This is a genomic window from Gemmiger gallinarum, assembly GCF_014982805.1.
Lineage (GTDB): Bacteria > Bacillota > Clostridia > Oscillospirales > Ruminococcaceae > Gemmiger > Gemmiger gallinarum.
Genome location: NZ_JADCKC010000003.1, coordinates 672,632 through 687,445, shown reverse-complemented (window position 1 = coordinate 687,445; position 14,814 = coordinate 672,632). Strand labels below are relative to the sequence as shown.

At 63.8% G+C, this 14,814-nt stretch carries 13 protein-coding genes; 12 read left to right on the top strand and 1 reads right to left on the bottom strand.

The genetic code is table 11. The annotated features are described in order from the left end of the window. Position 1: 1 nt before the first annotated feature. The 8 genes from gltA (at position 2) to INF35_RS12320 (ending at position 8,237) form a co-directional block, all read left to right on the top strand. Positions 2-1,405, top strand: coding sequence for an NADPH-dependent glutamate synthase (gltA, locus tag INF35_RS12355; RefSeq protein WP_193502866.1), 1,404 nt, complete (start codon positions 2-4; stop codon positions 1,403-1,405). A gap of 155 nt (positions 1,406-1,560) precedes the next feature. After that, on the top strand, positions 1,561-2,697 hold the full coding sequence (locus INF35_RS12350) for a metallophosphoesterase (protein ID WP_193502864.1): 1,137 nt from the start codon (positions 1,561-1,563) through the stop codon (positions 2,695-2,697). A 172-nt stretch (positions 2,698-2,869) separates the two neighbouring features. After that, on the top strand, positions 2,870-3,871 hold the full coding sequence (locus tag INF35_RS12345) for a 2-hydroxyacid dehydrogenase (RefSeq protein WP_193502862.1): 1,002 nt from the start codon (positions 2,870-2,872) through the stop codon (positions 3,869-3,871). Between the two features lie 295 nt (positions 3,872-4,166). Continuing rightward, on the top strand, positions 4,167-5,036 hold the full coding sequence (rsmI, locus tag INF35_RS12340; protein ID WP_193502860.1) for a 16S rRNA (cytidine(1402)-2'-O)-methyltransferase: 870 nt from the start codon (positions 4,167-4,169) through the stop codon (positions 5,034-5,036). 8 nt (positions 5,037-5,044) lie between these two features. Further along, positions 5,045-5,536 carry a metallophosphoesterase family protein gene (locus INF35_RS12335; RefSeq protein ID WP_193502858.1) on the top strand — a complete coding sequence of 164 codons (492 nt, stop codon included), beginning with the start codon at positions 5,045-5,047 and terminating at the stop codon, positions 5,534-5,536. Further along, complete coding sequence (locus tag INF35_RS12330) at positions 5,533-6,270, top strand: biotin--[acetyl-CoA-carboxylase] ligase (RefSeq protein WP_193502856.1); 738 nt, start codon at positions 5,533-5,535, stop codon at positions 6,268-6,270. The genes INF35_RS12335 and INF35_RS12330 overlap by 4 nt, the downstream gene beginning before the upstream one ends. A 38-nt stretch (positions 6,271-6,308) precedes the next feature. Next, positions 6,309-6,935, top strand: a complete 627-nt coding sequence (locus INF35_RS12325; RefSeq protein ID WP_193502855.1) for a nuclease-related domain-containing protein — start codon at positions 6,309-6,311, stop codon at positions 6,933-6,935. Between the two features lie 171 nt (positions 6,936-7,106). Continuing rightward, positions 7,107-8,237 (top strand): DUF362 domain-containing protein, encoded by a 1,131-nt coding sequence (locus INF35_RS12320; protein WP_193502854.1) that lies wholly within the window; start codon positions 7,107-7,109, stop codon positions 8,235-8,237. Positions 8,238-8,350: 113 nt separating this feature from the next. On the opposite strand, the gene INF35_RS12315 is transcribed toward INF35_RS12320, so the two are convergent. Then, the gene (locus INF35_RS12315; RefSeq protein ID WP_193502853.1) at positions 8,351-10,471 is read right to left on the bottom strand and encodes a hypothetical protein; all 2,121 of its coding nucleotides are present in this window, start codon (positions 10,469-10,471) and stop codon (positions 8,351-8,353) included. Between the two features lie 303 nt (positions 10,472-10,774). Here INF35_RS12315 and INF35_RS12310 point away from each other — a divergent pair, with 303 nt between their 5' ends. From INF35_RS12310 to INF35_RS12295, 4 genes are all read left to right on the top strand, one after another. Then, positions 10,775-11,590, top strand: a complete 816-nt coding sequence (locus INF35_RS12310; RefSeq protein ID WP_193502852.1) for an ABC transporter ATP-binding protein — start codon at positions 10,775-10,777, stop codon at positions 11,588-11,590. Further along, positions 11,583-12,383 (top strand): ABC transporter permease subunit, encoded by an 801-nt coding sequence (locus INF35_RS12305; RefSeq protein WP_193502851.1) that lies wholly within the window; start codon positions 11,583-11,585, stop codon positions 12,381-12,383. Before INF35_RS12310 ends, INF35_RS12305 begins: the two co-directional genes overlap by 8 nt. Before the next feature lie 73 nt (positions 12,384-12,456). Next, complete coding sequence (locus tag INF35_RS12300) at positions 12,457-14,160, top strand: M3 family oligoendopeptidase (protein ID WP_193502850.1); 1,704 nt, start codon at positions 12,457-12,459, stop codon at positions 14,158-14,160. Further along, positions 14,160-14,756, top strand: a complete 597-nt coding sequence (locus INF35_RS12295) for a hypothetical protein (protein ID WP_193502849.1) — start codon at positions 14,160-14,162, stop codon at positions 14,754-14,756. Before INF35_RS12300 ends, INF35_RS12295 begins: the two co-directional genes overlap by 1 nt. The last annotated feature ends 58 nt before the right edge of the window (positions 14,757-14,814 follow it).

Below are 14,814 nucleotides of genomic sequence, written 5' to 3'. Positions count from 1 at the left end.
CATGCCCAATATGGACCCCAAAAAGTGCCCCATGCCCAGCCAGGACCCCAACGTCCGCAACAAGAACTTCAAGGAAGTCGCTCTGGGCTACACCGCCGACATGGCCGTCAATGAGGCCAAGCGCTGCCTGCAGTGCAAGAATCATCCCTGCCGTTCCGGCTGCCCCGTGGATATCGACATCCCCGGCTTCATCGCCAAGGTGGCCGAGGGCGACTTTGAGGCCGCCTATCAGGTATTGTCCGCCTCCAGCGCTCTGCCCGCCGTCTGCGGCCGCGTCTGCCCCCAGGAAAACCAGTGCGAGGGCAAGTGCGTCCGCGGCATCAAGGGCGAGCCGGTGGGCATCGGCCGTCTGGAGCGCTTTGTGGCTGACTGGCACCGGGAAAACGTACATACCCCGGTCACCCCGCCGGCTCCCAACGGCCACAAGGTGGCTGTCATCGGCGCAGGCCCCTCCGGCCTGACCGCCGCCGGCGACCTGGCCAAGATGGGCTACAAGGTCACCATTTTTGAGGCGCTGCACGTGGCGGGCGGCGTTCTCATGTACGGCATCCCCGAATTCCGTCTGCCCAAGGACATCGTCCAGACCGAGATTGAGGGCCTGCGCGCCCTGGGCGTGGACATCGAGACCAACATGGTCATCGGCAAGGTGCTGACCATCGACGAGCTTATGGGCGAGTACGGCTTTGAGGCTGTCTACATCGCCTCCGGCGCCGGTCTGCCCCGCTTTATGGGCATCCCCGGCGAGAGCCTGAAGGGCGTTTACTCCGCCAACGAGTACCTGACCCGCGTCAACCTGATGAAGGCTTACCTGCCCGACAGCCGCACTCCCATCCAGAAGAGCCATGCCGTGGCCGTTGTGGGCGGCGGCAACGTGGCCATGGACGCCGCCCGCTGCGCCAAGCGCCTGGGCGCCGAGAATGTGTACATCGTCTACCGCCGGGGCATGGCCGAGCTGCCTGCCCGTAAGGAAGAGGTGGAGCACGCCGAGGAGGAAGGCATCATCTTCAAGACCCTCACCAACCCGGTGGAGGTTCTGAGCGACGAGAACGGCTGCGTTCGCGGCATGACCTGCGTGGAGATGGAGCTGGGTGAGCCGGATGCCTCCGGCCGCCGCCGTCCCATCGTCAAGCAGGGCAGCGAGTTCGAACTGGATGTGGACACCATGATCATGGCCCTGGGCACCAGCCCCAACCCCCTGATCCGCTCCACCACCCCCGGCCTGGACGCCGACAAGCACGGCTGCATCATCACCGACGGTCCCGACGGCCTGACCAGCCGCCCCTTCGTCTACGCGGGCGGCGACGCTGTCACCGGCGCGGCTACCGTTATCCTGGCCATGGGCGCCGGCAAGGAAGCTGCCAAGGCCATCGACAAGGCCATCCGTGAGAAAAACGGCGAAGCCTGACCGAGACACCCCGAACATCCGGTAATTGCCCGGGCCGGCCCCGCGTCATGCGGCGGCCGGCCCGGTTTTTGCATGGCAGGCACGGCCACCGCCCCCGCTGCACATACTGATACCGGGGCGGCAAAGATTTCCCGCCCCGCAGGAGGGAACGTCACATGTATCATCCGTTTTTTCAGTTCTTTTTGCCCCGGGTGGGGCAGGCGGCGCTGGCCGGGCTGCTGTACTGGAACTTTCTGCAGCTGCCGCCCCTGCAATGGCTGGCACCCTGGCCGCTGCTCTACTACGGCGCGCCCCTGGCCCTGGTGGCGGTGCTGGCCTGGCTGGCCCGGGACCCCCTGGGGCTGGGCGTGGTGCTGGCGGGCTACCTGACGGCCCTCTACTGCGCGGGGAACCTGCTGGGTCTGACCGCCCGGCTGCTGGGCGGTCCGGTGTGGACGGCGTGGCAGGTCCTCTGGCTGGAGGGGCTGACCCCCTGGCTGCTCACCGCCCTCATCTGGTGGTGGGGGCGGCGGCAGGCGCTGAACCTGCGCACCACCCGCTACCGGCTGACCACATCCAAGGCCCTGCCCGGGGGCAGGCTGACCATTGTACAGATCAGCGACATCCACCCCAACCCCAAAGCCGCCATGCACCGGGGCCGCATCCCCGAGCTGCGCCAGAAAATTGAGGCTTGCAAGCCTGACCTGCTGGTCCTTACCGGGGACATTTTTGATGAGTTTACCGAGCCGGAGGAATTTGAGGCCTTTGCCCGGCTGTTTGCAGAGCTCAAGGCGCCCCTGGGCAAATACTATGTGCTGGGCAACCACGATCTCTTCCATCACTGGCGGGAGCCCAGCTTTGACCGCGCCGCCCTCCAGACCGCCCTGGCCGAAGCCGGGGTGACCCTGCTGGAGGATGCCTCGGTACTCACCGGCGGCATCCGGGTGGTGGGCCGCAAGGATTACCTCTACACCCAGGGCCGCCGCTGTTCCGCCGGGGAACTGCTGCCCGGCGGCCCCGATGACCACTATACCCTCTGGCTGGACCACGAGCCCCGGGACTTCAAACGCGCCGCGGCGGCGGGGGCCGACCTGATCCTCAGCGGCCACACCCACGGCGGACAGGTCTGGCCCGCCGGTGCGGTGGGCATGGCTGCCCGCAACGAACGCAACTACGGCAAAAAACAAGTGACGCCCGGCTGCACGGCCATCGTGTCGGGAGGTACGGGAACCTGGGGCTACCGCTTCCGCACCCAGGGCCGCACCGAGATCGTCTGTATAGAGGTGGAGAGCACCGCCCCGGAAAAGACGTGAAAAGTCAGGCAAAACCCATAAAATCCCCCTGGGCTCTGGAGAAAATCTTGGCGCCGGGAATGCTTCCTTTTACCGATTGGGCATGCTATAATGGGAAACGGGATAACACACCAAAATAGTATGATATAGATTCCCGCCCGTATCGATCCCGACCAAAAAGGAGGACCCCTGTATGAAGATCGTGTTTTTCGGCACAAGAGAGTACGACCATTACTATTTCGATGTCCTGGCCGCCGACCCCGACTACGGCTGCGAGATCAAGTTTTTGACCGCCAACCTGGACGTGGACACCGCTCCCCTGGCCAGGGGCGGCGACGCCGTCTGCGCCTTTGTCAACTCCGACTGCTCCGCCCCGGTGCTGGAAGTGCTGGCCCAAAACGGCATCCGGCTGCTGCTCATGCGCTGCGCCGGCTTCAACAACGTGGACCTGGCGGCGGCCAAGCGGCTGGGCATCACGGTGCTGCGTGTGCCGGGCTACAGCCCCGAGGCCGTGGCCGAGCACGCCATGGCCCTGGCCCAGGCGGCCAACCGCCGTCTGTGCAAGGCTTACGTCAAGGTGCGCAACAACAACTTCGCTCTGGACGGCCTGCTGGGCTACAATCTCTACGGTTCCTCGGCGGGCATCATCGGCACCGGACGCATCGGCGCTGCTATGGCCCGCATCTGCCACGGCTACGGCATGACGGTGCTGGCTTACGACCAGTACAAGAACCCCTCTCTGGAGGGCATCGTCCGCTATGTCTCGCTGGAGGAACTGCTGCGGGGTTCCGACCTCATCAGCCTCCACTGCCCCCTCACCGCCGAGACCCATCACCTCATCAACCGGGAGACCATCGGCATGATCCGGGACTCTGCCATTCTGGTCAACACCAGCCGGGGCGCCCTCATCGACACTGAGGCTCTCATCGAGGCCCTGCGCGCCCGCAAGTTTGCCGGCGTGGGCCTGGATGTCTACGAGGATGAGGACGGACAGGTGTTCGAGGACTTCTCCGACGAAGTGCTCCAGAACGAGGTGGTGCCGGTGCTGCTCAGCTTCCCCAATGTGGTCATCACCAGCCATCAGGCCTTCTTCACCCGTACCGCGCTGCAGAGCATCGCCATCGTCACCATGGAAAACGCCCGCGCCTTTGCCCGGGGCGAAAAGCTGGTCAACGAGGTCAAGGCCGACGCCTGAGTCCCTTTGCCTCTGCCGTTTCCAGTGACATTTTTATGAACTGACAGTTATGTGCCGCCTGCCGGAGAATCGCTCTTCGGCGGGCGGCCTTTTGTTTTGGTGCAAAAGGCCGGTTGACCTGCCCGCAGGGAGGCGATATAATAACTAAAATGACGAAATTTGCCCCAAGGGACGAAAAAACGTTCCCGGCACGGCCGCGGCTCGGCACCCCCGGTGCTTTCCGGCCGGTGCCGCCGGGGCTTTTCGGGGAGGAGTGCTTCTCCGCCCCGCAGAACCAATGGAAGGAGGCGCTGCCATGGCAGGCACGCTGTATCTTGTGGCGACGCCCATCGGCAACCTGGAGGACATGCCCCCCCGGGTGGCCAGAACCTTTGAGGCGGCCGATTTCATCGCGGCGGAGGACACCCGCGTCACCCTGAAACTGCTCAACCATCTGGGGCTGAAAAAGCCCATGGTCAGCTACTACGAGCACGCCCTGCACCACGGGGATGCCATCCTGGCCCGCATCGAGGCGGGGGAGGCCTGTGCCCTCTGCTCCGACGCAGGCATGCCCTGCATCAGCGACCCCGGCGCCGTGCTGGTGAAAGACGCCCTGGACCGGGGCATCCGGGTGGTGCCGGTGCCGGGGGCCTCGGCCTGCATCACGGCGCTGGCGGTGTCGGGACAGGATACCTCCCGGTTTGTTTTTGAGGGCTTTCTGCCGGTGCCCAAAAAGGAGCGCCGGGCCCGGCTGGATGCATTGCGGGGGGAAGAGCGCACCATCCTTCTCTATGAGGCCCCCCACAAGCTGCGGGGCACCCTGGACGACCTGACGGCGGCGCTGGGGGAGGACCGGTCGGTCACCCTCTGCCGGGAGCTGACCAAACTCCACGAGGAGATCGTCAAGACGACGCTGGGGGCGGCGGTGGCCTACTACCGGGCCAACGACCCCCGGGGGGAGTACGTGCTGGTGGTGGCCGGGGCACAGCCCGGACAGGGCGCCGACACCCCGGAGCTGACCAGGGCGGAGGTGGTGGCGGCGGCCAGAGCGCTTCTGCGGGCCGGAACGCCCCCCTCGGCGGCGGCAAAACAGGCCGCGGCGGGGACGCCCTTCTCCCGCGGGGAGATCTACAAGGAATTGATTGCCGACCGGGACAGCGATGAGGCTGCCCCGGCGGATGAGTGAGGTGCGACATGGACCAGGCGAAAATACTGGTGGTCAGCGACGTACACGGGCGTCTGCCCGCGCTGCGATGGATTTTGAAAAACGAGACGGCCGATGCAATGTTCTTCCTGGGGGACGGGCTGTTTGATCTGGACGGCGCCGTCAATCTGCTGCGGGACCCGCTGCCCTATCCGGTCTACCGGGTGCGGGGCAACTGTGACATCGGCTTCCCCGACCCGGCGGAGGGGTTGGCCCCCATTGCGGGGGTGCTCTTCTTCTATACTCACGGCCATCTCTACTACGTCAAGAGCGACTACGGAGAGCTGGCCGACGCCGCCCAGGCCCGGGGGGCCGATGTGGCCCTCTTCGGACATACCCATCACCGGGGGCTGCTCAACGCCGATGTGCCGGGGGTCCCCACCCTGTTCAACCCCGGCAGCCTGCGGGACAGCGGCTGCTACGGCGTCATCACGGTGGAGGACGGCAAATGCAGCTATGACTGGAAGTGGGTGGAAACATGAACCATCCGCTGATCTACCTGCCCAGTGTGGACAACACCAACACCTGGGCCAAGGAACATCTGGACCGCTTCGGGGCGCTGGGGGCGGTGTACTCCACCAGCCAGACCGCCGGCCGGGGCCGCCTGGGACGCACCTGGGTGAATGCCGCGGGACAGGCGCTGTATTACTCCTGCGTCGTCCATGAGGACCTGGTCCAGCCCGAGACGCTGCCCCTTTTGTCCTGCCTGGTCACCGCCAAGGTGCTCCACGGCCTCTACGGCATCGACTGCCGCATCAAGTGGCCCAACGACCTGCTGCTGGACGGCAAAAAGATCGTGGGCATTCTGTGCGAGGGTGTGCCCGACAAGGGCGCCTGGATCCTGGGCATCGGCATCAATCTGGCCCAGCCCCAGTCCTATTTTGACGCGGCGGGTCTGCCCAACGGCGCCAGCCTGCTGACCAGCGGGGTGCCGGTCTGTGCCGAGCGGGACGCCGATGTGCTGGCTGCCGGGCTTACCGAGCCGGGCTTCTCGGCGGTGATCCCCCGCTTTGCCCGGGAGGGCATCGCACCTTTCCTGTCCGACTACCGCACCCACTGTGTCAACCTGGGCCGCCATGTGAGCTATGACGGCGGGGAGGGCACGGCGCTGGATGTGGACACCGACGGCCGCCTGGTGGTGTGTGACGACGCCACAGGGGAACGCCGGATCTTTACCGGAGAGGTCAGCGTCCGCGGCGTGTACGGCGCGGTCTGACCCGGCTCATCAATACCGAACAAAGAGAGGAAAACACCATGGATATCGGGATGTATATTGCACTGGCGATTGTGGTTTTGGCCGGCATTGTGGCCATTGTGCTGTATTATCGGGCTGTCGGCGGCGAGAACAAGCGCCACGGAGGCGCGGTCAACGCCGGGCCGGAGGACACCGCCCCCCTGCGGGACAAGGGCGCCAACGCTGCCTTTGTGCGCAAGCTGCGCCGGGCTGTGGCAGTCCGGGGCCTGACCCTGGTGCAGCCCGACCCGGAAAAGACCCCCTTCTGTGCCATGATCGTCGGTCCCCACGGGGTGACGGCAGTCTACGGCGCCGACTACACCGGCACCGTCTACGGCAGCAGCGACCCCAGCTGGGCCCAGGTCAACGACGGCGTCCGCCGCACCTTTGAAAATCCCCAGCTCTCGGCGGAAAACGCCCGCCGCGCCCTGCGGGAGGTCATCGGCCAGGGCAAGTTCCGGCCCTTTATGGTGGATGCCCGGGTGGTTATGACCTCCGCCAAGGCGGAGCTGGCCATTCCCCGCAATCTGCCTGTCTACACCGTCAAGAGTTTCAACCAGTATGTGGAAAACTCCGCCGACTTTGACAACAACCGCAAGGTGGATGAACAGGCCCTCACCGATTTCCTCAAGGAGCATTTCTGCTGAGGGCAAAACCATAGCCCGGGCGTATGGAAGCGCATTCGGGATAAGTATTTGCACATTGGCCGGTCCGGTGGTATCCTAGTAACTGGAATCACCGGTCCGGCTTTTTGTCTGTGATTGCCGGACACGCAGGAGAGCGCGGCGCCCGCCGCCGCGCAAGGGAGGATAACAAACATGGAGAAATCGAAAGTCTATTTTACCGACTTCCGCACCAGACTGGGGGAGGGTCTGCCCACCAAGCTCAAGCGGCTGATGAAGAAGGCCGGCATTGACCAGATCGATATGGACGGCAAGTTCGTTGCCATCAAGATGCACTTCGGCGAGCTGGGCAACCTGGGTTTCCTGCGTCCCAACTACGCCAAGGCTGTGGCCGATGTGGTCAAGGAGCTGGGCGGCAAGCCCTTCCTGACCGACTGCAACACCCTGTATCCGGGCAGCCGCAAGAATGCCCTGGAGCACCTTTACTGCGCCTGGGAGAACGGCTTCACCCCCATGACGGTGGGCTGCCCCATCCTCATCGGCGACGGCCTCAAGGGCACCGACGACATTGCCGTCCCCGTCAACGGCGGCGAGTACATCCAGGAGGCCTACATCGGCCGCGCCGTCATGGACGCCGACATCATCATCAGCCTGAACCACTTCAAGGGCCACGAGACGGCGGGCTTCGGCGGCGCCATCAAGAACCTGGGCATGGGCTGCGGCAGCCGCGCCGGCAAGAAAGCCCAGCACAACAACGGTCAGCCCATCATCCATGAGGACAAGTGCCGCGGCTGCCGCTGCTGCCAGCATGAGTGCGCCAACAACGGCCTGACCTTTGACGAGACCACCCGCAAGATGCACATCAACACCGACAACTGCGTGGGCTGCGGCCGCTGCATCGGCGCCTGCAACTTCGACGCCATCGAGTTCGCCAACTGGGCGGCGGTCAAGGACCTGAACTGCCGCATGGCCGAGTACGCCAAGGCGGTGGTGGACGGCCGTCCCAACTTCCATGTGTCGCTGGTACAGGACATCTCCCCCAACTGCGACTGCCACGCCGAGAACGACGTGCCCATCCTGCCGGATATCGGCATGTTTGCCTCCTTTGACCCCCTGGCTCTCGACCAGGCCTGCGTGGATGCCTGCCTCAAGCAGCAGCCCCTGCCCGGCACCCAGCTTACCGAGCAGATGGCCAAACCGGACTTCTGCGACCATCACGACCACTTCGAGAACTGCACCCCCGAGTCCGAGTACAAGACCTGCCTGGAGCATGCCGAAAAGATCGGCATCGGCACCCGGGAGTACGACCTCGTCACCATGAAATAAGTTTTCTGCCCCCAAAAGCAAAGGTTCCCGCCCTTCCCCGTGCAGCAGCACGGAAGGAAAGGCGGGAGCCTTTTTGTTTTATTTCACTGTTTGACCGGAGGGCACGCCGCGGGTCACTCCAGCAGATAGATGGCCACGTCGGCGTTCTCAAAGGCGGGGGAGAGGGCGGGGGCGCTGCCGCCGAACCGTTTGGACCAGACCAGACAGTCGATGCCCTCCTCCTCACACAGGGCGGAGATCGTGTCGGCGTCGGCGGAACCGCCAAAAAGTTGGGCCGTCACATCCCGGCGGTGCTCCACGATGCTCTGCTCCACGCCCATGTTGCTCATGGCATAGGTCCAGCCCTCCATATAGCACTGTACCCCCGAGAAGGCGGTGTACAGGTTGGAGATGCCGTCCTCCTCGGCAGTGGCGGGGGTGCTGCTGGTGCGGTTGGTGGCAAAGACCGTCCCGGCGGGGAGATTCTCTTTCATCCACAGAGCGGCTTCCTCGTCGCTGGCGGTGGCGGCGTTGGGGGCGGACACTGCTTCGGTCAGCCCAGTGGTGCGGGCCAACTGCGCCCCGCCGATGCGGCAGAGGGCCAGCGCCATGCACAGGGTGGTCAAAAGGCCCGCCGCCCCGCACACCCACCCGGCGGCAGTCATGAGGCCGGGTTTGCGCAGCTTGGGCAGCTGTTCCACCGCCGGCAGCGTCATGCAGATCATGGCAAACAGGGCAAAGTAGACCTGGCTGGAACTCTCATGCCAGAAGATGTGATAGGCCAGAAAGCCGCCCACCGTTCCGGCATGGAGGAAAATATGGGCGGGGTCCAGTTTGGGCAGGTGCCGCAGGGCTCCGGGCACGCTGCGCAGCCACAGTACAAACTGGAAGGGCATCATGAAAAAGGCATCCACAATGCCGATGCCCACCAGCCACACATAGCCGGAGATGGGCAGATGGGCGCAGAGCCAGTCGGTGAGGGGGGACAGCCACTGGTAAGCCCGGGTCTTTTCCATGGCAAAGATGGAGAAGATCATGCTGGTGTTAGCCCCGGCGGAGTAGAGCAGCCGGTACATGCCGGCGAACACTGCCGCAGTGCCTGCCAGGCAGAGCAGTGCACGGCCGTATCTGGGCTTCTGGAAGAGCAGCACAAAGACCATGGCCACCGCCAGGGCACAGAGAGCGATGCCCGCCTGGGGGCCTTTTGCCAGAGTGAAAAGGGCAAAGGTCACAAAGTAAGCGGCCCACCACACCGGCCCCACGGCAAACTTTTGCCGGGAGATGAGGGCGAACAGTCCCAGAAAAGCCGCAAAGAAAATGACGGCGGTGGCCTGTGCGTTGATGTTGGTGGTCAGGTGGCGCAGCAGGGTGTTGCCGAAGATACCGTCGCCGGTGGGCAGGGCCTTCCACATGGAGGCGGACTGAAAGCCGAAGAGCAGCACGGGCAGCACCGCCGCCTTTTTGCCCTGGCCTTCATACAGGATCAGGCCCAGGGAATAAAGGGCGGCCAGCTCTCCCAGCAAAAACAGGGGGCCCGAAAAGAAGGTGAAAACATCGTAGCAGGGGACCCCGGCCACGGCAGCCAGAGCGGCGGCCATCAGCTCGGTGAGATAGTGGTAGGAAAAGCGCACCCCGGAAAAGCGGATGTCCTGGGGCGGAAAGGCGTCCAGAAAGGCCTCGGCGTTGCCGATGTTCCATAAAAGGTCCTTGTCCAGCACCACGCTGCCCGCCGCCAGGGGATGGGCGTTGCGGGCGCCGAAGGACAGGGCAAAGAACAGGCAGAGCATTCCCCACAAAACCGCCAGCAGGGGCAGGGCCGCAGGCAGGGCGGAAAGCCCCGGCCGTCGGAAAAGGGGCACGACCCCGTCAATGGGGGCGCGCCGTTCCCAGATTGCCAGCCCGGCGGCAGCCAGCAGCGGCACAACATGCACCAGCCACCCGGCGTTCAGCCGTACCCCCGCACAGAAGCAGACCCCCAGCAGGGCGCAGCCGTAGACGGCAGTGAGCAGAGGGCGCAGTCCGGGGGCACGGGGCCCCAGACGCCGGGCCATCAGCCAGCCTGGCAGAACCAGATAGAGGGCGGCGGCACAGAAAAACCGCACCGCCCCAAACAGCGAGGCTCCCGACAGGGTGATGACGGCCAGATAAGCGGCAAAGCAGAGGCCGGTCAGGACCCAGGGCAGAAGAACGGGCAGGGAAGGAGCACGAAGCCCCGGGGCAGCGGGACGGTCAAGGACAGGGATGGCAGCGGGCAAGGCGGAGAACCTCCTCTTTATAATAATGAAGCGGCACAGCAGGGGAAAACCGCAAAAAATCCAATATTCCACTTCATTATAACATGACGCGCGGAAAAACTGAATTCTTTCCTATCCTGTGCAGGATACCACAAAAATGTTGCAAAGATGCAGCAAAACCGCCTTCGGCAAACAAAAATCCAGGGGATTTCCTGAATTTTCCGCCGGAATCCGGCCGTCCCGGCATCCCGGCTTGACGTGGCCGGGGAGGGGTGCTATATTGTGCCCATACAGCGGCAGCTCGCAGACAAAGGAGGCATTGGGATGGATGCGATCTCAACCAAAGGCCTGACCCGGGACTACGGCGGAGGAAAGGGCATTTTTGACCTGACATTCTCGGTGGGGGAGGGAGAGACCTTCGGCTTTTTGGGACCCAACGGTGCGGGAAAAACAACGACGATCCGTCACTTGATGGGCTTTCTGCGCCCCAGAGCGGGCAGCTGTGCCATCGGCGGCCGGGACTGCTGGCGGGAGCGGGAGAACATCCAGCGGGATCTGGGCTACATCCCCGGAGAGATCAGTTTTTTCAACGACATGACGGGAGCGGAGTTCCTGCGCTTTCTGGCGGGATACCGGGGCCAGAAGCCGGTGCGGCAGAAGGAGCTGCTGGACCGCTTTGAGCTGGACCCCCGGGGCGGCATCAAAAAGATGAGCAAAGGTATGAAACAGAAGCTGGGCATTGTGGCGGCATTCCAGCACGACCCGGCGGTGCTGATCCTGGACGAGCCCACCAGCGGCCTGGATCCCCTGATGCAGAACCGTTTTGTGGAGCTTTTGCGGGAGGAGACGGCCCGGGGCAAGACGATTCTTCTGTCCAGCCACATGTTTGAGGAGGTGGAGCGCACCTGCCAGCGGGTGGGCATCATCCGGGCGGGGCGTCTGGCTGCGGTGGACTCGGTGGAGGCCCTGCGCAAACGCCATCTCCGGAGTTATACCGTGACGCTGGACACGCCGGAACGGGCGGAGAGCTTTGCGCGGGACTTCGGCGGGCAGCAGGACGGCTGCCGGGTTACCGTCACCGCCCGGCAGAGCCTGGAAGAAATTTTCCTGCATTATTACGGAGGCGGCGAACATGATTAACACGACCCTTTACCTGCGCGGCATGAAAGGCAGCCTCCGGCTGCTGGCGGTGCTGGGCGCAGTTATCACCATGTACGTCACCATCATTATCAGCATGTACGACCCGGAACTGATGGCGACGCTGGACGGCTTTGTGGAACTGATGCCGGAGCTGATGGCTGCTGTGGGCATGGATGCCGGGGCAAACAATCTGCTGGAGTTCATGATCTCCTACCTGTACGGCTTTATTCTGCTGATCTTCCCCATGCTGTTTGCCATCCTGCGGGGCAACGGCCTTGTGGCCAAATCTGCGGAGGACGGCTCCATGGCTTCGCTGGTGGCGGCTCCGGTGCGCCGCACCACTATCGCTCTGACCCAGGCGGCGGTGCTTGTCTCGGGCACGGTGATCCTGCTGGTCTATGCCACGGCGGTGGAGCTGGTGAGCATTGCCGTGATGTTCCCCGGGGAGGTTGCGCCCGGCGATCTGCTGCAGGTCAACGGGGCGCTGTTCTGCCTGCAGTTTTTCATCGGCGGCATCTGCCTGCTGGCGTCCTGCGTCTTCTCCGACACACGGTACAGCCTTGGCTTCGGCGCAGGGCTCCCGGTGCTGGCCTATGTGCTGAACATGCTGGCCAATGTGGGCGGAGATGCCGAAAAGGCAAAGTATTTCACCTTCTTCACCCTGTTTGACCCCTCCGGCATTGCGGCGGGAGAGACGGCGGCCCGGGCGGGGGCGGGCATCCTGCTGGGGGCCGGTATCCTGCTGTACGCCCTGGCGGTGGCAGTGTTTGACAGAAAAGATCTTTTTATCTGAAGATGCCCCTTTTTGACCACTGTGGTATACTGTTATTTATCCTTGATAAAATGCAAGCAAAGGAGACATGGACATGACTTTTTCCGAAATGCCTTATCAGCGCCCCGACCTGGATGCGCTCAAAACCCAATACAATGCCCTGACCGAACGCCTGCGCGGTGCGGCCGACTACGCCGCCGCCAGGGCAGCCTTCCTGGACAAGGAAACGCTGGAAAAGCACATCGACACCCAGGCTACCCTGGCCAGCGTCCGCCACAGCATCGACACCCGGGATGCGTTCTACAATGCCGAGAAGAAGTTCTGGAACACCGCCATCCCCGAGATCGAGACCTGCCGGGACGCCTTCACCCAGGCCATGCTGGAGTCTGCCTTCCGCCCCGATTTTGAGAAGGAGTACGGCACCCTGATGTTCGTCAATGCCGAGCTGGCCCGCAAGGCATTTTCTCCCGACATCGTCCCCGAGATGCAGCAGGAGAACGACCTGACCCAGGAATACGAGAAGCTGCTGGCCAGCGCCCAGATCCCCTTTGAGGGCGGCATCTACACTCTGTCCCAGCTGTCTCCCTTCAAGACCGACGCCGACGACGCCCGCCGTCTGGCTGCCTGGCAGGCGGAAGGCCGCTGGTACAAGGAAAACCAGCCCGCCATGGACGAGATCTACGACAAGCTGGTCCATCTGCGGGACGCCATGGGCCGCAAGCTGGGCTACGACGGCTACACCACCCTGGGCTACGCCCGCATGCAGCGCAACTGCTACACCAAGGAGGACATTGAGAAGTTCCGCGCCGCCGTGGTCAAGTATCTGGTGCCCCTGGCGGACCGCATCTACCGCGCCCAGGCCGAGCGGCTGGGCGTGCAGTATCCCCTGAGCTTTGCCGATGAGGCCCTGGCCTTCCGTTCCGGCAATCCCCGCCCGGCGGGCGACGCCGACGCCATCCTGGCCCAGGGCAAGCGCTTCTACGATGAGCTGTCCCCCGAGACCAGCGAGTTCTTCAACACCATGCTGGACGGCAAGCTGCTGGATGTGCTGTCCACCCCCGGCAAGGAGAGCGGCGGTTACTGCACGTCCATCGCCGACTACCGCGTGCCCTTCATCTTCGCCAACTTCAACGGCACCCAGCACGACGTGGAGGTGGTCACCCACGAGGCCGGCCATGCCTTCGCCGCCTACACCAACCGGGACCGCATCCCCATGCAGTATGTCTGGCCCTCTCTGGAGGCCTGTGAGGTCCACTCCATGTCCATGGAGTTCTTCGCCTGGCCCTGGGCTGAGGGCTTCTTCGGCAAGGATGCCCGCAAGTTCCGCTACACCCATCTGGCCGGGGCGCTGACTTTCATCCCCTACGGCACCATGGTGGACCACTTCCAGCACATCGTCTACGAGAAGCCCGACCTGACCCCGGCGGAGCGTCACGGCGTCTGGAAGGAACTGCTGGGCGTCTATATGCCCTGGATGCGCCTGGACGGCGAGATCCCCTTCTACAGTGAGGGCCAGGGCTGGCAGCGTCAGCATCACATCTATTCCAGCCCCTTCTACTACATCGATTACTGCCTGGCACAGACGGTGTCGCTGCAGTTCTGGGCCCGCCTTCAGAAAGATCAGGGGGATGCCTGGGCACACTATATGGCGTACACCCGTCAGGGCGGCACCTGTGTCTTCACCGAGCTGCTGAAGAACGCCGGTCTGGACAATCCCTTTGACGAAAACTGCCTGCGCGGCGTCTGCGAGGAAGCTGGCCGCTGGCTGGACAACTATGACCTGACAGGAATCGTGTAATGGCAAAGGATACCAAAAAACGCGGCCGCCGCGCCTACCTCAACGACTTTGAACGGGATCTCACCGGCAGCTACCGCTACCGGGGCAGTCACTACCGCTATGCGGGCAGCCTGCCCCGGAGCAGGGCGCTGGCGGGGCTGTGGGGACTTTCCCTGGGAACGCTGGCGGCGCTGCTGGCCGCCGGAATGATGGACGGCCCCGGGCTGGGGCGCTGCTTCTATGTGATCATCCCCTATGCCGCGGCCTTTGTGGCGTCCATCAGCGTGGTCTACACGGTGGGGCGGCTGTCTTTCAACGAGGACCCTCTGCGGGAGTACGTGCTGGAGCAGACCGTGCGCAAACTCCCTGTCCGCAGTGCGGTGACACTTGCCTTTTCGGCGCTGTCGGCGGCGGGCGGTGTGGTGTATCTGGCGCTCAATGGGCTGAACTGGCAGCGGGCAGTGTTTGTGGCGCTGTGCGCCGCGGCCCTGGCAGCTCAGGTCATTCTGCGCCGTCTGACGGGGCGGATGGACTGGCAGAAACTGGAGGAGACCGCCTGCCGGAATCCGGAAGAGTCCGCCGGCGAAAGCGCCCCGGAAGAAAAAAATGCCGACTGACCGTCACAGAAAGACAAAAGCACGCGTAAAAAGAACGCCAAAATCTGTCTGTGTGTAT